Genomic DNA, 22,363 nt, shown 5'->3' with positions numbered 1-22,363 from the left:
ATCGTTTAGGGTCCGGACTTGGTAGGTGACGGTGAAGGGGATGTGGCCGTGGCCTTGGCGAGGTGGTAGGTCACGACGCTTCCGGCGGTCACTTTGGACCCGGAAGGAGGCTGCGAGCTCACGAACGTGCCCGGATCTTCGTTCTTGTTCGTGGGACTGACGTCGGCTCCCTTGGCCCAGCGCAGCCCGGCGTCCTGGATGGCCTGCTGGGCTTCAGCCTCGCTGGCGCCCGCCTTGATGGACGGGACCTCGACCATTTCCGGGCCCTTGGAGTAGCTGACGGTGATGGTGGTGCCCGGCTGGACCGCACCGGAGGGATCGATGTTGGTGACGGTGCCTGGCGTCGCGTCGTTGACGACCTCGACACCGGTGACTTGCAGCCCCTTGCCAATCAGCTCGTTGCGGACATCGTTGTACGGCCGCCCCAGGTAGGCATCCGGGATCAGGTTGACCGCTGCCGGGGTGGATTCGGTGGGTTTCGCGGAGCTGGGCGTGGGGGTGGGCGTCTCGGTCGGGGAAGCCGACGACGCCGACGGCGTGGCACTGCTCGGTTTCGCGATGCTGGACGTGGCACTGCTCGTGGCCGGACCCTGCGAGGGGAAGAGACTGCCGGCCTGGCTCAGGACCACACCGACCAGGGCGAACACCACCAGCAGGATCAACGCAATCAGCGGCCAGGTCCACGGGCTGCGTCCGCGGCGCTTCGGCTCCTCCTCCGGCTCGTCGTAGTCTTCTTCCTCCTCTTCCTGCACCCAGCTTCGCTCGGCCGCCAGGGCGTCGGCGCGGTTGAGGGCGTTGCGGGCGCCGTAGCCGCTGGCTGCGGCAGCGCCGGCTGCCAGGCCGGCGGCTGCACCGGCACCGGCGGCGCCCACGACGGGCAGCGCGGACGTCGCCGACGTCGACTTGTCCTCCGCGGCGCTGGAGCCAATGACGCTGGTGGCCGCTGTGGGGACGTCGACGGGGGCCGTGATGGGCCCGGTGGCTGCCTCGAAAAGCAGCATGCCCGGTACGGCTGCGTGTGCGGCGGCGATATCACCGTTGCGGATGGCCTCGGCCGCCTCGGACAGCTTGATGGCGTCGGCCGGGCGGTTCTTCGGATCCTTGGCCAGCATGGACATCAGCAGGGCGCGGACGGGCCTGGGCAGTGTGTCCGGCAGCGGCGGAGGCGCGTCGTTGACCTGGGCCAGCGCGATGGCGATCTGGGATTCCCCGGAGAACGGCCGGTGGCCCGTGAGGCACTCGTAGCCGATCACGCCGAGGGAGTAGATGTCCGAGGCTCCAGTGGCAGTCTGCCCCGTGGCCTGTTCGGGTGCCAGGTACTGGGCGGTGCCCATCACCTGGCCGGTCTGGGTCAGCGGAACCTGGTCGGCCAGGCGAGCGATGCCGAAGTCGGTGACCTTGACGCGGCCGTCGGGGGTGATGAGCAGGTTCCCCGGCTTGACGTCGCGGTGCACGAGGCCCTGCGCGTGCGCGACGGCCAGGGCCCGCGCCGTCTGCGCGATCATCGAAAGCGTGCGGTCCGGGGACAGCACCTGTTCGTGCTCGATGATGCTGCTCAGCGGCTGCCCCGGAACCAGTTCCATGACCAGGTAGGCGGAACCCTCTTCCTCGCCGTAATCGAAGACGTTGGCGATGCCCACGTGGTTCAGCAGGGCGGTATGGCGTGCCTCGGCGCGGAAGCGCTGCAGGAATCCGGGGTCGCCCGTGTATTCCTCCTTGAGCACCTTGATGGCGACGATGCGGCCAAGGATCAGGTCTTTGGCTTTCCAGACTTCTCCCATGCCGCCGATCGCAATGCGCGTGGTCAGCTGGAATCTGCCGCCGAGGGTGATTCCCGAAGTAGGCCTCACTTATTCAACACCGCCTCAAAAATCTTCTTCGCGTTCGGACTGGTTAGATTTGCGCCAGTGGTGATGTCTACGCCTTCCATGACGATGGTGACGGCCACTYGCGGGTCATTTGCCGGGGCGAACCCGGTAAACCAAGAATTGTTCAGGCCGTTGCCGAGTTCTGCGGTACCGGTCTTGCCGGCCACCTGGACACCGGGCACGGCCGCACGGTGTGCGATGCCGTCGTCGACGACGCTGACCATCCACTCGTTGACCTGCCGTGCGATCTCCGGACTCGTGGCGGTGCGCAGGGCCTGGGGTTTCGGTTCGCTGATCGTCCGCAGGTCAGGGGCGCGTACGGCCTTGATCAGGTTCGGCTGCATCTGTACTCCGTCGTTGGCGATCGCCGCCGTCATGGTGTTGATCTGCAGCGGTGTGGCGCGGACGTCGCGCTGGCCGATCGAGGACTGCGCCAGCCCGGCGTCGTCCAGCGGTTCGCTCGGGAAGAAGCTTGGGGCGCTGTCCAGCTTGAGCTGGTCGCCGAAGTCCTGGCCGAAGCCGAATTTCTCCGCCTCGTCCCCGATGGCCTTCTGCCCCAGGTCCAGTGCGATACTGGCGAACGGTGTGTTGCAGGACTGCTGCAGGGCAAACGCGAACGACGCCGTCGTGCGCGTGTAGCAGTTGCCGCCCGCGTAGTTGGGCAGCTTGTAGTCGATGCCCGGGAAGGACATCTCGGCCGGGTTGGGCAGGTCGCTGTCCTTGTTGTACTTGCCCGATTTCAGCGCCGCAGATGTGTCAATGAGCTTGAACACCGATCCCGGTGCCAGCAGCTCGCCCGTGGGTCCAGAGACGTTCTGGTTCAGGTTGATCCCGGGGACCTGGTTCAGCTCGGTGTAATTGGCCTGTTCGGCGGCCGGGTCCTGGGTGGCAATCAGGTTGGGGTCATAGGACGGTTTGGACACCATGGCCAGGACCGCGCCGGTCTTCGGGTTGGTGACCACGATGTGCCCGCGAATGCCGTCCGGGATGAGGTCGTAGGCAAGCTTCTGGAGTTTGGGGTCCAGGGTCAGCTCCACGGACGCGCCCTTGGGCTGGTTGCCGAGGAACAACTGGCCCACCCGGTCCAGGAACTGCTGGTCCGAACTGCCGGCCAGGACATCGTTCATCGACTTCTCGAGTCCGGTGAGGCCGTAGTTCTTGGAGAAGTAGCCGGTGACGCCCGCGTAGAGCTCGGGCTGGGAGTAGGTCCGCTGGAATTTGCAGCTCTCCGTGGCGGGCACGGACTCTGCCACCGGGGTGCCGCCGACAATGATCGCACCGCGGTCGTTGCAGTAGTTCTGCAGGATGGCGCGCCTGTTCCAGGCGTTGGCCTTAAGCTCGTCGGCGCCAACCACCTGCACATAGCTGAGCGCGCCGAAGACCAGCACGAACATCGCGATGGCGGCAATCCATGAATTGCGGATGGCCTGGTTCACAGCTGTTTCACCGCCTCGGTGGGTGCGTCGGGACTGTTTCGGGGATCCGGCGCCGGTTTGGCAGGCAGCACGGGGAAGTTCTTGCGCGCACCGGGTTCCTGGCCGGGCGGCAGTGGCGTTGTATCCACCGGGCCGCGCGCGGAGTGCGAAATCATGAGCAGCAGACCCACAATGATCCAGTTCGCCAGGAGCGAGGACCCGCCGGCGGCGAGGAACGGCGTCGTAAGTCCGGTCAGCGGGATCAGGCGCGTCACGCCGCCGATCACCACAAAGCACTGCAGCGCGATCGCGAAGGAGAGCCCGGTGGCGAGCAGTTTGCCGAACGCGTCGCGGGTGCCCAGCGCGGCGCGGAAGCCCCGGGTGAACAGCAGCAGGTACATCAGGACGATCGCGAAGACGCCGATCAGGCCCAGCTCCTCACCAAAGGAGGCAATGATCATGTCGCTGTTGGCGAAGGGGACGAGGTTGGGCCGGCCCTGGCCGAGGCCGGTGCCGACCAGTCCGCCGTTGGCCATGCCGAACAAGCCCTCGACAATTTGAAGGCTGCCGCCGAACTGCCGGCCGTAGACCTCATCGGTGAACGCGTTGAGCCAGCCGTCGATCCGCAGGGCCACGTGCGAGAACACGCGGGCAGCGACGAAGCCGCCGACGGCAATCAACACAAGGCCGATGATCACCCAGCTGATGCGGCTCGTGGCGACGTAGATCATGACGAGGAACAGGCCGAAGAACAGGATCGAGGATCCGAGGTCACGCTGGAAGACCAGCACGCCGATGCTCACGAGCCAGGCGGTGATCATGGGGCCCATGTCCTTGAACCGTGGGAACTGCACCGGGCCGATCTTGCGGCCAGCCAGCAGGATCAGGTCCCGGTTCGACGACAGATAGCCGGCAAAGAAGATGGCCAGCGTGATCTTGGCGATTTCACCCGGCTGGAAGGTCATGGAACCGATCTTGATCCAGACGCTGGCACCCAGGACCTCTCCGGCGGAGATGCCGGGAACCAGCGGCAGGATGAGGAGCACGGCGCTGATGGCCAGGGAGATATAGGTGAAGCGGCGCAGGATCCGGTGGTCCTTGAGGAACCAAATGACCGCGATCGCGACCGCCATGGCCACCAGGGTCCAGCGCAGCTGGTTGTTGCCGGTGTCTTCGCCTACCCTGTCCAGCCGGTGGATCATGGCCAGGCCCAGCCCGTTAAGGGCGACCACGAGCGGAAGTATTACCGGGTCGGCATATTTTGCGCGGAGCCGCAGCACCACATGGAAGGCGAGGGCGGCCAACGCCAGGAGTCCGGACTGAAACCAGAAGTCGGTGTCGAACGCTTTTTGCCGGTCCACGCCCACGAGCGCCTGGGCACCAATCCCTACGGCGAGGGCGAGGACCAGGAGGACCAGCTCCACGTTTCGTCGTGGCCTGGGCACGGGGTCGATGGGTGTCATTTGGCCCCCTCGCAATTCGTAGTCGGGGTGGCGGATGGCGACGGCTTGGCCGCTCTAGGGGAGGCTGTGGCACTTGGCGACGCCGTGGAGCCCGGCTTGGCCGTGCTGCCGGGGGAGGGGGTGGCACCGGCGGCCGTCGCTGCGGGGGACGGGGTGAGGCATTCATCGGCCGGGGCGGTCGTGCCGGTGCGTTCCAGGTTTTTGACGATTCGCTGCGCGTCGTAGAGGTCGCGGGCGGGCACAGTCAGGCGCACCCGCTGCTGCGAAAATTCGGGAAGGTCGGACATCTTGATATCGGTTACCGCTTCGAGAGTGGAAAGCTGGATGGGCCCGAGACGCTGGGAGACGCCGTTGAAGATGGCCACATGCTGATCGTGTTCGCCGATGTAGTAGCGCGTCTGGGTCCAGGCGTAGCCAAGCCAGAGTCCGACGGCGAGCAGCGCGACGATCGCGGCGGCAATGGATACGGTGAGCCACCGGCGCGGCCGTCCGGCGGGCCTGAAGTCGTCGGCCTCCTCGCGGTCCTGTTCGGACTTGTGCGTGAGGACCGTGGCCGCGCGGCGGGCCACGGTGCGTCCGGCGATGGAAGGAATGGAACCTGATTCCGCCGCTGCGGCGGCGGCCCCGACAAGTTCGTGCGGGCGCATGGAGAGTTCTTCCCGCAGGACTTCGGCCGAGAGATGTTCACCCAGATGCGGGTCGGTGGTGGTCTCGGGCTCCTTGCCCTCGGCAGCCTTCTGTGCGGCGGCGCCCGGCGGCTTGCCGTCGGCCGGGGACCCTGGGGCGGGGTCGGCCGGCGGCGGCCCTGAGGCTCCTGCCGCGGTGGCCAGCGCGGCGGACCCGGTGTCTTGGGCGGAGTTGTCCTTCTTTACGGACCCGCCGGGGGTTTTCGCGGCACCAACGGTGCTGCCGGCCAGGGACCCGGCCAGGGTTCCGGCCGGGGCCGCGGGCGCTGACGTCCCGGCGGCCGCTGCGGGCGCGGGCACGACGTCGACGGCGGCGGTCCGGACGTCATCACGGGTCGGCTCGGCAATGTCGAGTACCACCACGGTCACGTTGTCCGGGGCGCCGGCCTCCAGCGTGAGTTCAACCAGCAGTTCGGCGCATTCGCCCAGGTCCTTCGTCTCCCGGACGGTGCGCTCCACGACGTGGCCGGCCACATAGTTCAGGCCGTCCGAGCAGAGCAGCCATCGTTCCCCGGCCTGGACAGCCAGTGTGTCAAGATCCAGCTCCGGGCTGGCATCGACGTCCCCCAGCACGCGCATGAGGACGTTCTTGTGCGGATGCGTTTCGGCCTCTTCGGGGCGGAGCCGGCCCTCATCGATGAGCCGCTGGACAAAGGTGTGGTCGACGCTGACCTGTTCGAACTCGCCGTCACGCAGCCGGTAGGCCCGGGAGTCGCCGATGTGGGCGAAGTGGAGCTTTCCTTCGGCGAGGAGCAGGGCCGTGACCGTGGTACCCATCCCGGCAAGCTTGGGATTCATGTGGACCAGTTCGGACAGCAGGGAGTTGGCCGTCTGGATTTCGTCGGCGAGGACGGTGCCGGGGTCGCCGTCGTAGTCGTCATGGTCCAGATGGATCATGTCCAGGACGGTCGCGGCAGAGGCGACGTCGCCGCCGGCATGGCCACCCATGCCGTCGGCAACGACGGCGAGGTGCCGGCCGACGTAGGCGGAGTCGTCATTCTTGGCGCGTATGCGGCCGACGTCTGAGCGCGCGGCGTAGCGCATGATCAGCGGCCGCTTCGGGGCAGTTGTCTTGCCTTCGGCCCTGTCTGCGGGAAATGCCGGGGCAGCCACGGCTACGGCCTCAATTCGATGACCGTCTTGCCGATTCTCACGGGGACGCCCAGCTCCACCGGGAGGGCCCGGGTCAGCTGCTGGTCTGCCAGATACGTGCCATTAGTGGAGCCGAGGTCCTCGATGAACCAGCGGCTGCCCTGCGGGAACAGGCGGGCATGGCGGCCCGAGGCGTAGTCGTCCTCCAGGACCAGGGTGGCTTCCTGTGCCCGGCCCAGGAGGATGGGGCTCGCCGCGAGGGCGATGGTGGTGCCCTTCAACGGTCCCTCGGTCACGATCAGCTGGCGGGCCTGCTGTTTGACGGGGGCCGGCGGCGGTTCGGCAAGGGAAGGATTCTTGCGCACCTGGCGTGCCGTGGGGGCACCGGCCGCCGCCTTGCGGCCGATCATCAGGTCGCGGCGCATGGCCGAGACAATACTGAAGATCAGCACCCACAGGAGGATGAGGAACCCGAAACGCAGGGCCGTGATGGTCAATTCGCTCATGCGCGGCCGCCTGGGTGGGCGGGCAGTAGGCGGAAGATGATTTTGGTTCGTCCCATCATGATCGTGGCGCCGTCAGCAAGCTCCGAACTGCCTACGATCTTTTGGCCGTTGACGTAGCTGCCGTTCGTGGAGCCGAGATCGATCGCCTGAGCCGTGCCAGGCCCAGTCCGGATTTCCAGGTGGCGGCGCGAAACGCCGGTGTCGTCAATAAGGATGTCTGCTTCGGAGGACCGTCCGAGGACGATTGAGGGCGCGTTCAGCGAATAGCGCTGGCCGTCGATGTCCAGTACAGGCTGAAGCTGTGCAGGCTGGCGTGTCGGAGCCGCGGGTACATTGCCGTGAATGCCCGGCTGAGCCGGGACGGAAGGGGCGGAGGCTTTCTCGGTCCGCGAGGTGATGTCGAAATTCCCGGCGCGGTGCTCCTCATCGCGGCGGAAACTGATCCGGACCGGGCCCTGGAGGGTGTACCCCTGGCTGCGGACATGGTTGATGACGACGTCGCACAGCTCCTCCGCGAGCGGTGTGCCCCATTCCTGGGCGCGCTGGAAGTCATCGCTGCTGAGGAGTACGTCAAAAACGTTAGGGGCCAGGGTGCGTCCCGCGGCAATCGTGATGGCCTTGTTGTCCACCTCGGTGCGGAGGCGGCTCGCGATCTCGACAGGCTCAACCTGGGCGCGGGAACCGGTGGAGAAGACTCCGCGGACGGCCTTTTCGATGCCGCGCTCGACTTTGTCCAGCAATCCCATGGTCCTTCTCCTTTCCTGGTGGCTGCGGGGCAGCGTTCGTTCCGGAACTCGGTTTCCAACTTTTGCGAGCCCGCGCTCAGCGGACACTCCTACATCAGATACTACTGGGCGTGTCTGGGAATGGCCTCAACGGACGCCGCCGGGGCGACGTCAAAATGAGTGCCCGCCGCGCCCTGACGTGCGCGGACACCGCCGCCGGGACGGCCGCGGCGGGGTCCCCGCGTGACGCCCGGCGGCGGGGCAAACGTGGCCGGCAAACGACCCCAATCAGTGGGCTCTGGGGCTCGATTGGTGTTTTCCGGCAGTTGTCCGTTATGCTTGATCTCGCTGCTTTTGCGAGGTTGGCGGTCCGGGAAACCGGCCCTATCCGAGTGGAAGAAGTTGCGCGCGAGTGGCGGAACGGCAGACGCGCTGGCTTCAGGTGCCAGTGTCCGAAAGGGCGTGGGGGTTCAAATCCCCCCTCGCGCACGCAATCGAAAGAACCCCGGTCTTGGACCGGGGTTCTTTTGTTTAACCCACGCGGGAGAACCGGTGTCGGGGTTTTCCGGTTTCCCCACATTCGAAGGCTTCCTCCGGCGTGTTGCGCCGACCCGCCGGTGTGGTGCGGCGCCGGTCTGTCAAAAGTGGGGAAACTCCGCGGTGGACTACTGCTGCTGGACCGCTAGGCTGCCCGCAGCGCCCCGAGCCCGGCGAGAAGTGCCTCAAGTCCCAGCCGGAAAGCGACGTCGGCCGGTTTCTCATGGCCTTCCCCGGCCAGCCGCTGGACGGCGGCGGTGAAATGCGGTGTCGACGCGGCCATGGTGCCGGAATCGAAGATGTCCGCGGGTGCCGTGACGTCGTAGGCGGAGCCAAAGATGAACGATTCGATCGCGACAATGGCCGGGACAATGCGCTCCTGCGGAAAGCCTGCGCGGCTGAAACCGGCACTGACGGCCTCGTACATGGCCAATGTCTTGGGCGCGTCGGTCACGGGCAGTACGGCAATGACGGGAATCAGCGGGGTGTGCTTGGAAAATACATCGCGGTAGCTCCAGGCCCAATCCCTCACGGCCTGTTCCCAGTCCCCGGCCTCGAAGGCGGTGACGTCCACGAACGAGGTCAAGTGGTCCTGGACGAGGACCAGCACGTCCCGTTTGGACGAGACATGGTTGTACAGCGCCGAGGGAGCCACGTTGAGGGTCCGCGCCAGGGCAGCCATGGTGAACCCGTCGTAGCCGCTCTTGCCAATCAGCTCCAGGGCCGCCACGGTGATGCCGTGCTGGTCCAGCACGGCCGCGGCGGGCCGTCCCGCGCGGCGGCGGGGCCCGGCGGCGGGGCCGTGCGCATCGGCGGGGGCGCTGGTTGCTGCCGTCATTCCGGCCCTTTCTTCTCTGCTTGGCTTCTCGGTTTGGCTGGCGGGTTGGGGGTGAGCCCGTTCTGCCCCTACTTTACGGGCGAAATTCATTAGGCGGAGGGTCTTCCCCGAAGCGTGTGGACCGTCTATCATTCTAAATGAACGTCATTCATTTTGTGGTCCGCATCACTCTAGCGGCCACGGGGAGGAACATCATGCTGGAACTTGACCGCGACGTCGTCATCGTAGGAGCCGGCCCGTCAGGCTTGACCGCCGCCCGCGAGCTGAAAAAGGCCGGACTCAGTGTGGCGGTGCTCGAGGCGCGGGACCGCGTGGGCGGCCGGACCTGGACCGACACGGTTGACGGGGCCATGCTCGAGATCGGCGGCCAGTGGGTCTCGCCGGACCAGACCGGGCTCCTGGGGCTCCTGGATGAGCTCGGACTGCAGACCTATTCCCGCTACCGCGACGGCGAATCCGTCTACATTGGCGCGGACGGCAAGCGCACCCTGTACACCGGTGACACCTTCCCGGTCAGCGAAACCACCGCCGTCGAAATGGACAAGCTCACGGCATTGCTGGACTCCCTGGCCGCGGAGATGGCTCCCGAGGAGCCGTGGGCCCACCCCAAGGCCCGCGAGCTGGACACCATCTCCTTTCACCACTGGCTGCGGCAGAACTCAACAGATGAGGAAGCCTGCAACAACATCGGCCTGTTCATCGCCGGCGGCATGCTGACCAAACCGGCCCACGCCTTCTCCGCCCTGCAGGCCGTCCTCATGGCTGCCTCGGCGGGGTCCTTCACCAACCTCACGGATGAGGACTTCATCCTGGACAAGCGGGTTGTCGGCGGGATGCAGCAGGTTTCGCTGCTGCAGGCCGCGGAACTGGGCGACGACGTCGTCCTCGGCAGCCCGGTCCGCACCATCAACTGGGCCGATGACGCGAGCGGCGGCTACCGTGTCACTGCTGTCTCCGACCGGGCCACGGTGAACGCACGTTTCGTCATCATGGCCGTGCCGCCGAACCTCTACACCCGGGTGTCCTTCAACCCGCCGTTGCCCCGCCGCCAGCACCAGATGCACCAGCACCAGTCACTTGGCCTGGTCATTAAGGTCCACGCCGTCTACAGCAGCCCGTTCTGGCGCGAAGACGGCCTGTCCGGAACCGCCTTCGGCGCCGGCGCCATTGTGCAGGAGGTCTACGACAACACCAACCACGAGGACCCGCGCGGCACTCTGGTGGGCTTTGTCTCGGATGAGAAGGCCGACGCCATGTTCGAGCTCAGCGCGGAGGACCGCCGCCGCACCATCCTCGAATCGATTGCGTCCTTCCTCGGCGAAAAGGCCCTGGAGCCCGAGGTCTACTACGAGTCCGACTGGGGTTCGGAGGAATGGACCAGGGGGGCCTACGCCGCCAGCTACGATCTTGGCGGACTGCACCGCTACGGCAAGGACCAGTTGACGCCGGTCGGACCGATCTACTGGTCCTGCTCGGACCTTGCGGCCGAGGGCTACCAGCATGTTGACGGCGCCGTCCGGATGGGGCAGCTCACGGCGGCCCGGATCGTCGCTGCTGCGGACCGCGCGTCCGTCGCCTCTTAGAAAATCCCAACAATTCAGTTGAATGCAGTCCAGATCAGTTAGGAGAGCGGCCAGATGCGTTACGTAGTGGGGTATTCAGCCAATGCCAGGGGCCATGATGCGGTCAATCTGGCCGTCTCCCTGGCGCTCGGGCGTGGAGCGAGCCTGGACCTTGTGCTGGTGGTGCCCGAAGTGCAGCAGTCCGGGCATGCCCTCGCACCGAAGGCGGGCTTCGAAAATCTGCTCACCGAGCAGGCCCAGGAGTGGCTCGACCAGGCCCTGGCGCTGGTTCCATCCAGTGTCCCGGCGCAGGCCCACATCCGCAGCCATGATTCCGACGCGCACGCACTGATCGAGGCGGCCGAGGAACTGGGCGCGGACATGCTCATCATCGGGGCCACCAGCACCGGGCTCTTCAAACGGTTCACGATCGGGTCGGTGGCCAGTGCACTGCTCCACGCCTCGCCCGTTCCGGTGGCCCTGGCACCGCACGGCTACCACCGCCAGGAGGCCTTGACCCGGATCAGCTGCGGGCTCGGAACCCGGGCCGGCGCGGAGAAGCTGCTCGAATTCGCCCTGGGCATGGCGGCGAACCGGGACGTGCCGCTGCGCGTGGTGTCGCTTCTGGCCCTCGACGGCGATGCGGCCGATTCAGCCGACGCGGCCCGGGAGTATGCGGCCAAGTGCCTTGCCGACGCACTGGCTGCCGGCGGGCCGGCAGTCCCGGGGGAGGCGAAGGCAGAGGTCCCGGGGGAGGCCAAGACGGAAGCCCAGGTAGAGGCGAAGACGGAAATCGTCGTCGCCCACGGGCGCAGCATCGAGGAAGCCGTGGACCGCCTGGACTGGGAAGACGGCGAGGTCCTGTTGATCGGATCCAGCCGGCTTGCCAAGGGCCGGTCCATCTTCCTCGGCAGCACAGCGGGCCGCATTCTGCGCGCCCTGCCGGTGCCGATGATCGTGGTCCCCAGCGACTATGAACTCAAGCACCTCAATCATTCAGCGTCGAGTGACACCCCCCGAGAGGCACAACAATGAGCGCAGACCATGCGATGTCCAAGCCGTCGCAGACAGGACAGCAGACAGGACAGCACACCGGATCGCAGACCGAACAGCAGCACGGACTGAGTGAAAAGGGCCTGAAAGCCGGATCGGTGGGGCTCATTGGCGCCGTCGTCATCGGCATTTCCTGTATCGCCCCGGCATACACCCTCACGGCCGCCCTGGGTCCCACCGTGGCCGAGGTCGGCGTGCAACTGCCGGCGATCTTCCTGGTGGGCTTTGTCCCCATGCTGCTGGTGGCCTTCGGCTACCGGGAGCTGAACAACGCAATGCCCGACGCCGGGACCTCCTTCACCTGGGCCTCGCGTGCGTTCGGACCCTGGATTGGCTGGATGGGCGGCTGGGGACTCATCGCCGCCACCATCATCGTGCTCTCGAACCTGGCCGCCGTCGCGGTGGACTTCTTCTACCTCATGCTGGCGCAGATCTTCGGCAATCCCGAACTCGCCGACCTCACTACCAACCTGCCGCTGAATATCGCGACCACGCTGGTGTTTATCGCCCTCGCGTGCTGGATCTCCTACCGCGGCATGGAAACCACCAAGACCGTCCAGTACGTTCTCGTGGGATTTCAGTTGCTGGTCCTCGCCTGGTTCTCGGTCTCAGCGTTCAGCCATGTCGCCAACGGAACCGCCTTTGACGCCACGGCCATCTCCCCGGACTGGTTTAACCCGTTCGCCGTGGGATCCTTCTCCGCCTTCGCCGCCGGCGTTTCGCTGTCCATCTTCATCTACTGGGGCTGGGACGTCACGCTGACCATGAACGAGGAGACCAAGAACCCGGAGAAAACGCCGGGACGTGCCGCCACCATCACCGTGCTGGTCATCGTGATCATCTACATGACGGTTGCACTGGCCACGCTGAGCTACGCCGGCGTCGGCGACACGGGGCTGGGCGCCGGAAATCCGGAGAACCAGGGCAGTATCTTCGCCGTCCTGGCGGGACCGGTGATGGGCCCGTTCGCCATCCTGATGTCCCTGGCCATCCTGAGCAGCTCCGCCGCGTCCCTGCAGTCCACATTTGTCTCGCCGGCGCGCACCCTGCTGTCCATGGGCCATTACCGGGCGCTGCCGCAGAAGTTCGGCAGGATCAGCCCCACATACAAGTCGCCGAGCTATGCCACGATCGCCTCGGCCGTCGCGGCCGCCGCGTTCTATGTCATCACCCGGACCACGTCGGAAAACGCACTGTGGGACACCATCACGGCCCTGGGCATGATGATCTGCTTCTACTACGGCATCACCGCGTTGGCCTGTGTCTGGTTTTTCCGCGCCGAGGCGTTCAGCGGAGCGAGGGCCTTCTTCTTCAAGTTCCTCGCGCCACTCCTGGGCGGCGTCATCCTGCTGGTCATGTTCGTCAAGACCGCCTACGACTCCATGGATCCCGCGTACGGATCAGGGTCGTCGATCGGCGGTGTGGGGCTGGTCTTCATCCTGGGCATGGGCGTCATCCTGCTGGGCGTGGTGCTCATGCTGGTCATGGCCAAGCTCCGCCCCGAGTTCTTCAGGGGCCAGGTCCTGACCCGCGGGCACTGAGCCCACTGCCGGTTCAGGGAAGATCCCGGGAAGGTCTCCGGCCGGCAGCCATTGGAAAGTAAGCACACTTACCAATAGGCTGTCCGGAGGGGGACCTTCCTCCGTCGGAACCAGAACGAGGTGAGAGCATGTCGGATGCCGAAAGCATCAGCAAGGTCACGGACATCATCAACGATTCGCACATCGGAATGTTCACCACCATCAATGAGGCAGGCGCGCTCGTCAGCCGGCCACTGGCCGTCCAGGAGGTCAAGGACGACGGCGACATGTGGTTTTTCACGTCGGCGACCACCTCTCAGGTGGCCCACATCCGCGCCAACCCGGCGGTGAACGTCTCCTTCGGCAAGCGCACCGAGTGGGTTTCGGTGGCCGGGACCGCTGAAGTGGTCACTGACCGGCAACTGATCCACGACATGTGGAATCAGGTGGTGGAGGCCTGGTTCCCGGACGGCCCGGACACCCCTGAGGTGGTCCTGCTCCACGTCGACTCGGACTCCGCCGAGTACTGGACCAGCCCGGGCGGCACGGCGGCGACCGTGTTGCAGTGGATCAAGTCCAAGGTGACCAACAGCCGGATGAGCGTCGGCGACAGCGGCACGGTCGAGCTGTAGCGCGCTGAACCGCGCCACCGTCCGGTCTCACCGGTGGATATAGCCGCTTGATATCACCGCTCCGTATGATCGCTCAGTATCACCGCTCTGGGCCGATGACGGCCGGTCGGGACCGGACTGCTCCTAGTCAGTGATTTTCAGGCCGGTGCCCCAGTTAAAGGTTGGATACGCAGGGCTAACCTGCAGCGCCATGACCAGCAGCATGAAGCCCTCGAGTTCGCGGGCGTGGCGCAGTCCGCCCACCTGGAGCGGACGCAGCCCGGCGGCTTCGGCGAAGACCGCAACCTCGTTGCGGGCCTCTTCGGAGTCCGAGGCGATGAAGACATCCATCGGCTGGCCACCGGCTTCCCCGGACCCGAGCGGGCCGGCGAAGGTGGTGTTGAAGGCTTTCACCACCCGTGCGCCCGGGAGCAGTGCGGCGATTTCCTCCGCCGCCGACGTCCCCGGGTCGACCACCAGCGAGTCGAAGGTTTCGGTGTCAATCGGATTGCTGATGTCCACCACCGTCTTGCCGCTGAGCGTGTCGCCGAAATGCGTGGCAACTTCCTTGGCCGGGCCGAAGTACAGCGCGAGGATGACGATGTCGCCCTCGGGAACCTCGCTCAGGCCGCCGGAGTTGGGGGTGCCGCCAAGTTCAGCAGCGAGCTTGGCGGCATTCTCCGGCGTCCGGTCCAGGATCTGGACGGAGCGCCCGGCGGCGACAGCCCGGGTCCCGATCGCCCGTGCCATGTTGCCGCTGCCGATGATCGTGATGTCAGTCATGATGGAACCTTTCCAAGGTGGCCGCGAACTGCCGGATCGGCAATTCCGGGGAATCAGCCGTGCGCGTGGTCCGGGCCACGCGGCCCGGCGGCGCTGACGCCGGCCGCGCGTTCGGCGGCAGCCAGGGCATGTTCCAGCCGTTCCACGGCCGGGGCGTAGGCGGCATCGGTGCAGGCGCGGTCCGTACGGCCGCCGAGGCCCTCGGCGGCCTTGATCGCCCGGATCAGTGCCGCGGTTTCCGGTTGCCGGGTATCGCTCATCGCGGGATAGTCAATCGAGAATCCCGGATCCAGTTCGTACCGCTGCCACCGGGCGAGGGCGCTCCGGTGCCGTGCGGCGGCCGCCTCGTTCAAGAGCCGGGTTTCCCGGCTGGCCCGGCGGGCTTCCTGCCGGCGGAGCAGCCGGGGTGCCGCAGCCACGGCCGCCAGGGCAGCTCCCGCGGCCAGCATCCCGAGGGCCAGTCCGGCCCAGGGCCATGTGGAGGAGGCCAGGACGATGGCGGGGACAATGACGGCGAGTCCGGCGAATGCGTCCCAAAACGCGCCGTCCGCGCCTTCGGAAGGCCCGTCGTCGGCCGCCAGGTGCTTGCGGGCGAAATAGACCGCGGCGAACGCTGCCCCGGCAACCAAAATGGCGAGGGCCAGGAACTGCCAGGCCGCGAGGGCGCCGGATAGTGAAAGCGTCATTGCACACCTCCCCGGAACGGTCCCGGGCGGGCGCTGTTCCGCTAGTTCCATTGGAATCCCTGGCGGCGGGGCCGTCAATGCCTGCCGGGCCGGGGCAATGCCCGGCGCCAGCGTGGACGCAAACCCGGGCGCCAAGGCCCCGTGCGGAGGCCGCGTCGCGGTTCCTACGCCGAGCCTCCCGGCGTAGCCTAGGGGCCATGCGACTGAAAATGTGCAGTATCCACGTCAAGGATCCAGCCTCGGCCCATGAGTTCTACACCGGCACGCTGGGCTTCGAAACGCTGATGGCCATGCCGGAGCACAACCTCTACATCATCAAGGATCCGGATGGTGACGGAGGCGCCGGACTGCTGCTGGAACCCAGTGACAACCCGATCGGAGCGGCCTACATGAACGGTCTTCACGACGCCGGAATTCCCGCAATCGTCTTTGGCGTGCCGGACGTGCGCGTCGAATACGACCGGCTGGCGGCCAAGGGCGTGATGTTCCAGGGGGAACCGTCCGAAGGGCCCGGCGGAACCAGTGTGGTGTTGGATGACGGCTGCGGGAACTTCGTGCAGCTGCACCAGGACTAGATGCCGGACCACCGCGCCCTGACTCTGCCTAACGGCTCGTCTTGTCCTTGTCCGGGTGCTCGTCGCCGATATGGCCCGGTGCATTGGCGGCCAGGACCCGCGCCACGAAGGAGGCATACTCCTCCATGTAGTGGCGCAGCAACCCGGCCGTAGCCTCGTCCTTGACCTCGCCGTCCTCGCCGTAGGCCTCCGGGACGAAGCGGATGTACGCCTCCGGCGCTTTCAGCTGCGGCGCGTCGAGGAAGCTCAGCACGCTGCGGAACGAGGACTGCATCACGGCCGTCCCAATGCCGCCGGGGGAGGCGCCGATGATCCCGGTGGGCTTGCGGGCGAAGGAGTTGGTGCCCCAGGGCCGGGATCCCCAGTCGATGGCGTTTTTGAGCGCTCCGGGGATGGACCGGTTGTATTCGGGCGAGACGAACAGGATGCCGTCGGAAGCCGAGATGGCATCTTTGAGGGCCTGCCCAACGGGTGGGAAGGCGGCATCAAAATCCGGGCTGTACAACGGCAGATCCCTGATGGGGATCTCCGTGAACTCCAGTTCCGCAGGCGCAGGCCGGATCAGCGCCCTGGACAAAGTGCGGTTGATCGAATTGCTCGAGAGGCTCCCGACAAAATATCCGATCTTGAAGGCCACTGCCTTGTTCCTTCCCGATACGCCGCCGGTGGCAGGTGAATTGGGATACGGACGGGATCGGACCGGCGGCCCCGACCCATTCCGCGAGCGTAGTCCTGTGTCCGCGGGATGAAAAGTGGCGCCGGGAGAAAGCGCGTGCCGCTATTCGGCCTTGGCGCGGGCTTTCTTGGCGTCCTTCTTGGCGGCCTCGTCCTTGACCCGCTGGGCCTCGGCGCGGACGGCGGCGTGGGTGGCGCGCTCGGCCACCAGCCAGGCCGGGGGAGCCTGGAGCAGTGCGGTGATTTCCGCCGTCGTCAGCGCTTCCTCAACACCACCGCGGGCCAGGCCGGCGATGGAGACGTTGAGCTTCTGCGCCACCACGGGGCGCGGGTGCGGGCCGTTGCGGCGCAGTTCCGCGAGCCACTCCGGCGGGTTGGCCTGGAGATCGGCAAAATCAGCGCGGGTGATGGTTGAATCCTGGAACTCCTGGGGTGTCGCCGGCAGGTAGATGCCAAGCTTCTTGGCAACGGTGGCCGGTTTCATGGACTGGGAGTTTGCAGAGGTCATAGTCCAAGGGTATCTGCCGGGATGCCCGCAGGGCACCAACCCAGTACCAACTCAGTACCAACCCAGCACGGTGCCGCCATCGCGGCGGACCGCCGCGCCACCCCGGGCGGTACTGTGAACATGTGTCCGCAGCAGAAGAACCATCCCAGACCCCCGACGAAACCGCCGTCGTCCCAGCCGTTGCAGTCGGGCGGGAGCTGCGCTTCGCGTACGTGGCCGGTGTGACACCGGGCAAATGGATCCGCCGCTGGGAGGAACGGATGCCCGAGGTTCCGCTGCACTCCTTTATGTCCGACGACGGCGCGCAGCTGTCCGTGCTCCGCGACGGTACCGCGGACCTGAGTTTCGTCCGGCTCCCGGTGGAACGCGAGGGCCTCAGCGTGATCCCGCTCTACGAGGAGCAGCCGGTGGTGGTGGCACCGAAGGGGCACGAGGTCTCCCTGTTTGAAGAAGTGGACCTGGCGGACCTGTCCGCCGAGACGTTTCTCGATGTGCAGGAGCTCGGCGGACCCGCGATGGCCCTGCAGGTAGTGGCCTCCGGTGCCGGGCTGGTGATCCTGCCGATGTCCGTGGCCCGGCACTTCAACGTCAAGGACACCGTGGCGCGGAAGCTCACGGGCGCGCCCGGCACGGAGATCGCCCTGGCCTGGCCGAGCGACGCCACGGACGAGGTCATCGAGGAATTCATCGGTATTGTCCGCGGACGCACCGCGGCGAGCTCGCGCCAGCCCTCGGCGCAGCAGGAGAAACCCAAACGCGAGCCCAAGCCGGACCGGCGCGGCACCGGAGCCGCCAAGAAGCCCAAGGTGGCGCAGCGCTACGCGCCCAACCCGGACAAAGGCCGCGGCAAGGGATCCCGGAAAAAGGGCAAACGCTAGGCACGTGGAGTCGGACGCTCCTGGCGGCGTTCTGTGATCGCTGGGTGTCTCCTTCCGGGAGGACGCGCCGAGCGGCTGGTTGGTGAGTGGTGGTGGATGTACTTCCCCGACCGCGCGGAGGAATCGCGCTCAGCCCCTCGTCTCGTACCTGGTCAGGACCACGCCGCCGGGAAACGTCCGCGTCTCCACCAGGTTCAGGTTCACCCAGCTGTCCAGCGAGGTGAAGAACGGAGTGCCGCCGCCCACCAGGACCGGATGGGTGACTAGCGCGTATTCGTCGATCAGCCCGGCCCGCATGGCCGCCCCGGCGAGCGTTGCGCCGCCGACGCTCATCGGGCCGCCGTCGCCGGCCTTGAGCCGGGTGATCTCGGCGATCGCGTCGCCGGTGACCAGGCGGGTGTTCCAGTCGACGTTGTCGACCGTCGAGGAGAACACCACCTTTGGCGTGTCCCGCCAGTTCCGCGCGAACTCGATCTCCGCCGGGGTGGCGTTGGGCTGCTGGTCGCCGGTCGGCCAGTAGGAGCTCATTGTCTCCCAGAGCTTGCGGCCGTACAGTGACAGGCTGCTAGCCCGCTCCTGGTCGAGCCACCACTGGAACAGTTCGTCGCTCGGCGCGCTCCAGCCGATGTCGTCGCCGGCTGCGGCGATGTAGCCGTCCAGGGTCAGATTCATGCCGTAGATCAGTTTTCGCACGGCGCCAGCCTTCCGTTTTGTCGTGGTCGAGGGGCGTCATTGAACTCTGTCGTCCCGCATATGATCGGCAGCATCCTGTCCCTCATGGAGCCACCGTAACTGCCCATGATCTGGTTGCCATAGCCTTCGGTCCGCGATTCAACTGAGCTGCCCGGTGAAGGATCCCCTATCGGACGGCCGCACCCTCGGCACGGCCGGAAAGTTTTTTGCGCATCGGTAGGCTAAACCCATGGCATTAGGGGATGCGGTGCAACCGCCGACAGTTCGGTCACACGGAGTGGTCCTCGATGCTTACGCGTTCATCAAGGGTTGGCTCATCGCCACCTCGCTCTGGGTCGGCGTGCTACTTCTCCTGGTGGCGGCAGGCTATGGTGTGCCCGCCTGGCGGGACGGCACCGACGCCGGCCACGTATGGGGCTTTTTGGGCATGGTGATTCTGTATGGCTTCGGAGTTTCCCTGGTGTTTGCGGCGCCACTGGCCTGGGTGTTGGCCTATCTTTTGCGCCCGGTCCGGAATCAATGGATCCACATCGGAGCCTTTTTCGCGGTGCCCACCCTCGTGTTCTGGCTGCTGGGAAGCGTCCTGGGCCTCGGCTGGCAGCCCTGGCTACTGATTCCCTGGGCCACCGTTGGCGCAGCGGCAGCCATCGCGCGTTGGGCAATCCGCAATGACGTCCTTGCCTCGAATTCTGCAGCTGACCCGACCTGACCGCCCGCTGCACGATCGGTTTGCGGCTACTTTCTGTCTCCTCGTTTGCCGGGGCAGGCACCCCATGTGAGGCGGCCCTAAACCGGTATCAGGTCGATGTGAATCAGAGCTGTCCCCTGGCCTTCCGTACCAGCTCCGCGATGAGTCAAGGCACAGTGTCCGACGGCTCAGCCCCACTCATCCTTAGACGCGGGGGCTGGCCTGTGGGCTGGCAGGTGCCGCCGCACTGGTCCTTATAGCCAGACGGAGCAGTCGTTCGAGAGCTGCCGAGGATCTCGCAACTTCAATTACACCGGCGGAGGATCTCGAATGAATTCGAGTCCTCTCGGATCAACAGCAGGGCTGAGAGTTCTGCGAATGAAGGGCTGCCGCGGTGGGGGATATCTCACGGCACGCGAATTGAGTCCTCAGTCCTGATTCTCGGGAAACGGAGGAGGGCCGACGATTTCGATGCCACCGTTTATCCGCCCTGATTCGCGAATGCGCTCAAAGTCCACAACGCCCGGCTTATTGCTCGAGCCGAGGGGTTCGCTGGCGCCGTCGTAGAACGCCTGCGCGCTGCCGGGGGTGTGGAGGCACAAAACACGGGTCCCGTCCTGAAGGACTTTGAACGCGTGGGGGACGCCGCGTGGTGCGATGGTTACCCCGCCCGTAGTGACCCGGTGCTCCTCTCCGTCAATGTTCATCAAGATCTCTCCGGCCAGGATGTACATGGTTTCATCCGAGTCCGGATGGGTGTGCATCGGTGTTACCTTGTCGAGAGCCATCTCGTCCTCAAACATGAGGAACGCTCCGCCGGTTTCGTCTTCCGTCGCCTTCCATGTGTGTATCCCTCCACCGAAGAACCAGCGCCTGGCCCCTTCCCCGGGTTGCAGGACGAGTGCTGATGCGGTCTTATTCGTCTCCATGGTGCTCGCCTCGATGAGTGGTAGGAAGACTTATGGGACACCTGTCCCATAACAAGACTCATGTATCATGAAGATCATGTCAAGGGCTTACGCGGACGTTGGTCGGATCGGGCAGAAGCGCCGCACGCTGGACGCTTTGATCGGGGCGGCGCGCTCTTTGGTCGCGTCCGGCGTTTCGCCGACGGTGGATGATGCGGCGCAGGCTGCGGGCATAGCGCGGAGTACTGCCTACAGGTATTTCCCCGGCCAGCGGGAGCTACTGGCGGCCGCCCACCCGGAAACGGCACGCATGTCGCTGCTGCCGGAGTCTCCGCCTCCGGGTGCGGCAGAGCGGCTGGACGCTGTGGTGGCCGAGTTCACCAGGATCATTGTTGATACCGAAGCCCAGCAGCGCACCATGCTGCGGCTTTCGCTGGAGCAGGCAGGCGGTGAAGTATCTGGCCTTCCCCTCCGGCAGGGACGGGCGATTGCTTGGATCGCTGAGGCGCTTGCGCCACTGCAGGGACAAATGACGGATCAGGACATTCATCAACTGGCCCTTGCCATCCGAAGTGCCATAGGGATCGAGTCCCTGGCATGGCTGACAGACGTTGGAGGTCTCAGTCGGGAAGAGGCCATCGACTCCATGCGATGGACGGCCCGGGCCCTTTTGGCCCACGCTCTGACGGCCGGACTTCCAACCCGCGAATAGGTTCCCGCCCTGCCAAGTCCGTTTCAGCCGTCATTGTCCCAGTTATCCGTTCGCCCGGTGGTGGCCTCGAAACCTATGCCATGCAAGACGGCACCTGCCGCCGGAAACTGCGACCTCGAGCGATCACAGTTCGCCGCCACATAGCGCCGGACTCCACACGCTGGGCCGCAACCCGCTCCCAGCGTGGTCTGCTACTTGGCGCAGGCGTCCTGAAGGGCCTTGACGGATTCGGCCGGAACCTGGTCGCCGGAGTCGGCGATCTGGCGCAGCGGGGTGGTGATCTCAGCGGGTGCACCCGCGGCTTCCGCGCTGCTGACAAGACCGCCCAGCAGTTCCTTGTCGCTGGCGCTGACCAGGCCGTTCTTCACGATGGCGCAGGCCTGCTTCTTCACTTCATTGCCGGCCGCCGCCGCAGCCTGTGACGCCCCGTCGTTGACGGCCTTTTCAGTAGCATCCTGCACTTGCCCACAGCCGGTAAGCCCGATCAAGAGGGCGGCAGCGGCAAGGGCGGCGAGACGTCGTTTCATCCACCCACCCTAACAAGCGCGGCTTGTGCCGGCCTGAGGAAAAGGGGCAAACGCCGGGCCGTAGCCCTGTGGGCACCGGCGCGCATAGGCTCGGTGAGTGGACATCGTCGAGTTCCTGACCGCACGCATTAGAGAAGACGAAGCCGCCGCCCTGAAGCTGCTCGGCGACCCCACACTTGCCGTCTCCGGCGAGTGGTATGAACGCCGCCTGCTCCGTGAGTGCGAGGCCAAGCGCCAGCTCATCGGCATCATTGAATCCGCACGCCAGTCCGTGCTGGCCACGTTGGTCAGCCAGGAACCCGCCGACGCCGGATGGGTGCCGGACGTCATCGAATGGACCACGCTCTCCCTGCACACCCTCGCGCTGCCGTATGCGGACCACCCCGAATTCCAGGCGCACTGGCGGATCGCCGGATAGTCCCGTCAGCGGTCAGCTCCTGAGATGATGACGGGTCCCGGAAACCTGCAGGAAATCTCCGCGGCCTACTCTGGTCACACCGCGGCTTCTGCGGTCCGCCAGCCGGTTCGGTTCTTGAAGGGATACCGTCATGCACCTCTTGCCCCGTGAGCAGGAAAAGCTCATGATCGTGGTCGCGGCGGATCTCGCCCGCCGCCGCCAGGCACGCGGACTGAAGCTGAACTTCCCCGAGGCCGTCGCGGTGATCAGCTACGAACTGATCGAGGGCGCCCGGGACGGCCGGACCGTTCCGGAGCTCATGAGCTACGGAACCACCATCCTTGGCCGCGACGAGGTGATGGAGGGCGTGCCGGAAATGATCCACGACGTCCAGATCGAAGCAACCTTCCCGGACGGCACCAAGCTCGTCACCGTCCACGACCCGATCCGTTAGGAG

The 22,363-nt window shown here is 66.0% G+C and carries 24 protein-coding genes and 1 tRNA gene; 11 read left to right on the top strand and 14 right to left on the bottom strand.

Annotated features, from left to right (window positions below):
- Positions 1 to 5: 5 nt before the first annotated feature.
- Genes AC1D1W_RS01795 through AC1D1W_RS01770 form a run of 6 tightly spaced genes read right to left on the bottom strand, consistent with a single transcriptional unit; the run spans position 6 to position 7,776 of the window.
- Positions 6 to 1,850 (bottom strand): protein kinase domain-containing protein, encoded by a 1,845-nt coding sequence (locus AC1D1W_RS01795; RefSeq protein ID WP_476942778.1) that lies wholly within the window; start codon positions 1,848 to 1,850, stop codon positions 6 to 8.
- The gene (locus tag AC1D1W_RS01790; RefSeq protein ID WP_476942777.1) at positions 1,847 to 3,304 is read right to left on the bottom strand and encodes a peptidoglycan D,D-transpeptidase FtsI family protein; all 1,458 of its coding nucleotides are present in this window, start codon (positions 3,302 to 3,304) and stop codon (positions 1,847 to 1,849) included. The genes AC1D1W_RS01795 and AC1D1W_RS01790 overlap by 4 nt, the downstream gene beginning before the upstream one ends.
- The gene (locus tag AC1D1W_RS01785; RefSeq protein ID WP_028278228.1) at positions 3,301 to 4,746 is read right to left on the bottom strand and encodes an FtsW/RodA/SpoVE family cell cycle protein; all 1,446 of its coding nucleotides are present in this window, start codon (positions 4,744 to 4,746) and stop codon (positions 3,301 to 3,303) included. The genes AC1D1W_RS01790 and AC1D1W_RS01785 overlap by 4 nt, the downstream gene beginning before the upstream one ends.
- On the bottom strand, positions 4,743 to 6,545 hold the full coding sequence (locus AC1D1W_RS01780) for a PP2C family protein-serine/threonine phosphatase (RefSeq protein ID WP_476942776.1): 1,803 nt from the start codon (positions 6,543 to 6,545) through the stop codon (positions 4,743 to 4,745). The genes AC1D1W_RS01785 and AC1D1W_RS01780 overlap by 4 nt, the downstream gene beginning before the upstream one ends.
- A gap of 2 nt (positions 6,546 to 6,547) precedes the next feature.
- Positions 6,548 to 7,030 carry an FHA domain-containing protein FhaB/FipA gene (locus tag AC1D1W_RS01775; protein ID WP_018775647.1) on the bottom strand — a complete coding sequence of 161 codons (483 nt, stop codon included), beginning with the start codon at positions 7,028 to 7,030 and terminating at the stop codon, positions 6,548 to 6,550.
- Entirely contained in the window at positions 7,027 to 7,776 is a 750-nt protein-coding gene (locus tag AC1D1W_RS01770) for an FhaA domain-containing protein (RefSeq protein WP_243178169.1), read from the bottom strand. The genes AC1D1W_RS01775 and AC1D1W_RS01770 overlap by 4 nt, the downstream gene beginning before the upstream one ends.
- Before the next feature lie 385 nt (positions 7,777 to 8,161).
- Between AC1D1W_RS01770 and AC1D1W_RS01765 the strand changes: the two genes are divergently transcribed.
- Positions 8,162 to 8,244, top strand: a tRNA-Leu gene (locus AC1D1W_RS01765).
- A 193-nt stretch (positions 8,245 to 8,437) separates the two neighbouring features.
- Here the strand turns inward: AC1D1W_RS01765 and AC1D1W_RS01760 are convergent.
- Positions 8,438 to 9,130, bottom strand: coding sequence for a TetR/AcrR family transcriptional regulator (locus AC1D1W_RS01760; RefSeq protein WP_243178170.1), 693 nt, complete (start codon positions 9,128 to 9,130; stop codon positions 8,438 to 8,440).
- A 194-nt stretch (positions 9,131 to 9,324) separates the two neighbouring features.
- Here AC1D1W_RS01760 and AC1D1W_RS01755 point away from each other — a divergent pair, with 194 nt between their 5' ends.
- The 4 genes from AC1D1W_RS01755 to AC1D1W_RS01740 all read left to right on the top strand — a co-directional run bounded on the left by AC1D1W_RS01755 (position 9,325) and on the right by AC1D1W_RS01740 (position 13,897).
- Positions 9,325 to 10,713 carry a flavin monoamine oxidase family protein gene (locus tag AC1D1W_RS01755; RefSeq protein ID WP_476942817.1) on the top strand — a complete coding sequence of 463 codons (1,389 nt, stop codon included), beginning with the start codon at positions 9,325 to 9,327 and terminating at the stop codon, positions 10,711 to 10,713.
- Positions 10,714 to 10,767: 54 nt separating this feature from the next.
- Positions 10,768 to 11,727, top strand: coding sequence for a universal stress protein (locus AC1D1W_RS01750; RefSeq protein WP_243178171.1), 960 nt, complete (start codon positions 10,768 to 10,770; stop codon positions 11,725 to 11,727).
- Positions 11,724 to 13,286: an APC family permease gene (locus AC1D1W_RS01745; RefSeq protein WP_243178172.1), complete on the top strand. Its 1,563-nt coding sequence runs from the start codon at positions 11,724 to 11,726 to the stop codon at positions 13,284 to 13,286. The genes AC1D1W_RS01750 and AC1D1W_RS01745 overlap by 4 nt, the downstream gene beginning before the upstream one ends.
- A gap of 128 nt (positions 13,287 to 13,414) precedes the next feature.
- Positions 13,415 to 13,897 carry a pyridoxamine 5'-phosphate oxidase family protein gene (locus tag AC1D1W_RS01740; RefSeq protein WP_018775641.1) on the top strand — a complete coding sequence of 161 codons (483 nt, stop codon included), beginning with the start codon at positions 13,415 to 13,417 and terminating at the stop codon, positions 13,895 to 13,897.
- Positions 13,898 to 14,020: 123 nt separating this feature from the next.
- Here AC1D1W_RS01740 and AC1D1W_RS01735 read toward each other — a convergent pair whose 3' ends face one another.
- Both AC1D1W_RS01735 and AC1D1W_RS01730 read right to left on the bottom strand, forming a co-directional pair.
- Positions 14,021 to 14,659 carry an NADPH-dependent F420 reductase gene (locus AC1D1W_RS01735; protein WP_243178173.1) on the bottom strand — a complete coding sequence of 213 codons (639 nt, stop codon included), beginning with the start codon at positions 14,657 to 14,659 and terminating at the stop codon, positions 14,021 to 14,023.
- A 53-nt stretch (positions 14,660 to 14,712) separates the two neighbouring features.
- A complete protein-coding gene (locus AC1D1W_RS01730) occupies positions 14,713 to 15,345 on the bottom strand; it encodes a hypothetical protein (RefSeq protein WP_243178174.1) in 633 nt (210 codons plus the stop codon).
- Positions 15,346 to 15,542: 197 nt separating this feature from the next.
- Between AC1D1W_RS01730 and AC1D1W_RS01725 the strand changes: the two genes are divergently transcribed.
- The gene (locus AC1D1W_RS01725; RefSeq protein WP_243178175.1) at positions 15,543 to 15,920 is read left to right on the top strand and encodes a VOC family protein; all 378 of its coding nucleotides are present in this window, start codon (positions 15,543 to 15,545) and stop codon (positions 15,918 to 15,920) included.
- A 28-nt stretch (positions 15,921 to 15,948) separates the two neighbouring features.
- On the opposite strand, the gene AC1D1W_RS01720 is transcribed toward AC1D1W_RS01725, so the two are convergent.
- Complete coding sequence (locus AC1D1W_RS01720; protein WP_476942775.1) at positions 15,949 to 16,557, bottom strand: NADPH-dependent FMN reductase; 609 nt, start codon at positions 16,555 to 16,557, stop codon at positions 15,949 to 15,951.
- A 141-nt stretch (positions 16,558 to 16,698) separates the two neighbouring features.
- Complete coding sequence (locus AC1D1W_RS01715) at positions 16,699 to 17,103, bottom strand: DUF5997 family protein (protein ID WP_018775636.1); 405 nt, start codon at positions 17,101 to 17,103, stop codon at positions 16,699 to 16,701.
- A gap of 122 nt (positions 17,104 to 17,225) precedes the next feature.
- Here AC1D1W_RS01715 and AC1D1W_RS01710 point away from each other — a divergent pair, with 122 nt between their 5' ends.
- On the top strand, positions 17,226 to 17,981 hold the full coding sequence (locus AC1D1W_RS01710) for a LysR family substrate-binding domain-containing protein (protein ID WP_476942774.1): 756 nt from the start codon (positions 17,226 to 17,228) through the stop codon (positions 17,979 to 17,981).
- A 129-nt stretch (positions 17,982 to 18,110) separates the two neighbouring features.
- Here AC1D1W_RS01710 and AC1D1W_RS01705 read toward each other — a convergent pair whose 3' ends face one another.
- Positions 18,111 to 18,674 carry a dihydrofolate reductase family protein gene (locus tag AC1D1W_RS01705; RefSeq protein ID WP_476942773.1) on the bottom strand — a complete coding sequence of 188 codons (564 nt, stop codon included), beginning with the start codon at positions 18,672 to 18,674 and terminating at the stop codon, positions 18,111 to 18,113.
- A 229-nt stretch (positions 18,675 to 18,903) separates the two neighbouring features.
- Here AC1D1W_RS01705 and AC1D1W_RS01700 point away from each other — a divergent pair, with 229 nt between their 5' ends.
- A complete protein-coding gene (locus AC1D1W_RS01700) occupies positions 18,904 to 19,383 on the top strand; it encodes a hypothetical protein (RefSeq protein WP_156945220.1) in 480 nt (159 codons plus the stop codon).
- A gap of 407 nt (positions 19,384 to 19,790) precedes the next feature.
- On the opposite strand, the gene AC1D1W_RS01695 is transcribed toward AC1D1W_RS01700, so the two are convergent.
- A complete protein-coding gene (locus tag AC1D1W_RS01695; RefSeq protein WP_028278214.1) occupies positions 19,791 to 20,291 on the bottom strand; it encodes a cupin domain-containing protein in 501 nt (166 codons plus the stop codon).
- 67 nt (positions 20,292 to 20,358) lie between these two features.
- Between AC1D1W_RS01695 and AC1D1W_RS01690 the strand changes: the two genes are divergently transcribed.
- Positions 20,359 to 20,982: a TetR/AcrR family transcriptional regulator gene (locus AC1D1W_RS01690; RefSeq protein ID WP_476942772.1), complete on the top strand. Its 624-nt coding sequence runs from the start codon at positions 20,359 to 20,361 to the stop codon at positions 20,980 to 20,982.
- Positions 20,983 to 21,173: 191 nt separating this feature from the next.
- Here the strand turns inward: AC1D1W_RS01690 and AC1D1W_RS01685 are convergent, their stop codons facing one another.
- Complete coding sequence (locus tag AC1D1W_RS01685) at positions 21,174 to 21,509, bottom strand: hypothetical protein (RefSeq protein ID WP_476942771.1); 336 nt, start codon at positions 21,507 to 21,509, stop codon at positions 21,174 to 21,176.
- Positions 21,510 to 21,606: 97 nt separating this feature from the next.
- Here AC1D1W_RS01685 and AC1D1W_RS01680 point away from each other — a divergent pair, with 97 nt between their 5' ends.
- Positions 21,607 to 21,927: a DUF6221 family protein gene (locus AC1D1W_RS01680; RefSeq protein ID WP_028278211.1), complete on the top strand. Its 321-nt coding sequence runs from the start codon at positions 21,607 to 21,609 to the stop codon at positions 21,925 to 21,927.
- Positions 21,928 to 22,057: 130 nt separating this feature from the next.
- Entirely contained in the window at positions 22,058 to 22,360 is a 303-nt protein-coding gene (locus AC1D1W_RS01675; RefSeq protein WP_223914842.1) for an urease subunit gamma, read from the top strand.
- Positions 22,361 to 22,363 lie beyond the last annotated feature (3 nt).

Source organism: Arthrobacter sp. P1_B4 (assembly GCF_056406555.1).
The sequence above is the reverse complement of the archived record's forward strand: the minus strand, read 5'-3'. Positions and strand labels throughout refer to the sequence as shown.

What these genes read in the sequence shown, in the direction of transcription:
- AC1D1W_RS01785 (WP_028278228.1), bottom strand. Translation starts at nt 4,746, where the DNA reads ATGACACCCATCGACCCCGTGCCCAGGCCACGACGAAACGTGGAGCTG.
- AC1D1W_RS01775 (WP_018775647.1), bottom strand. Translation starts at nt 7,030, where the DNA reads ATGAGCGAATTGACCATCACGGCCCTGCGTTTCGGGTTCCTCATCCTC.
- AC1D1W_RS01770 (WP_243178169.1), bottom strand. Translation starts at nt 7,776, where the DNA reads ATGGGATTGCTGGACAAAGTCGAGCGCGGCATCGAAAAGGCCGTCCGC.
- AC1D1W_RS01760 (WP_243178170.1), bottom strand. Translation starts at nt 9,130, where the DNA reads ATGACGGCAGCAACCAGCGCCCCCGCCGATGCGCACGGCCCCGCCGCC.
- AC1D1W_RS01755 (WP_476942817.1), top strand. Translation starts at nt 9,325, where the DNA reads ATGCTGGAACTTGACCGCGACGTCGTCATCGTAGGAGCCGGCCCGTCA.
- AC1D1W_RS01750 (WP_243178171.1), top strand. Translation starts at nt 10,768, where the DNA reads ATGCGTTACGTAGTGGGGTATTCAGCCAATGCCAGGGGCCATGATGCG.
- AC1D1W_RS01745 (WP_243178172.1), top strand. Translation starts at nt 11,724, where the DNA reads ATGAGCGCAGACCATGCGATGTCCAAGCCGTCGCAGACAGGACAGCAG.
- AC1D1W_RS01740 (WP_018775641.1), top strand. Translation starts at nt 13,415, where the DNA reads ATGTCGGATGCCGAAAGCATCAGCAAGGTCACGGACATCATCAACGAT.
- AC1D1W_RS01735 (WP_243178173.1), bottom strand. Translation starts at nt 14,659, where the DNA reads ATGACTGACATCACGATCATCGGCAGCGGCAACATGGCACGGGCGATC.
- AC1D1W_RS01730 (WP_243178174.1), bottom strand. Translation starts at nt 15,345, where the DNA reads ATGACGCTTTCACTATCCGGCGCCCTCGCGGCCTGGCAGTTCCTGGCC.
- AC1D1W_RS01725 (WP_243178175.1), top strand. Translation starts at nt 15,543, where the DNA reads ATGCGACTGAAAATGTGCAGTATCCACGTCAAGGATCCAGCCTCGGCC.
- AC1D1W_RS01715 (WP_018775636.1), bottom strand. Translation starts at nt 17,103, where the DNA reads ATGACCTCTGCAAACTCCCAGTCCATGAAACCGGCCACCGTTGCCAAG.
- AC1D1W_RS01700 (WP_156945220.1), top strand. Translation starts at nt 18,904, where the DNA reads ATGGCATTAGGGGATGCGGTGCAACCGCCGACAGTTCGGTCACACGGA.
- AC1D1W_RS01695 (WP_028278214.1), bottom strand. Translation starts at nt 20,291, where the DNA reads ATGGAGACGAATAAGACCGCATCAGCACTCGTCCTGCAACCCGGGGAA.
- AC1D1W_RS01690 (WP_476942772.1), top strand. Translation starts at nt 20,359, where the DNA reads ATGAAGATCATGTCAAGGGCTTACGCGGACGTTGGTCGGATCGGGCAG.
- AC1D1W_RS01685 (WP_476942771.1), bottom strand. Translation starts at nt 21,509, where the DNA reads ATGAAACGACGTCTCGCCGCCCTTGCCGCTGCCGCCCTCTTGATCGGG.
- AC1D1W_RS01675 (WP_223914842.1), top strand. Translation starts at nt 22,058, where the DNA reads ATGCACCTCTTGCCCCGTGAGCAGGAAAAGCTCATGATCGTGGTCGCG.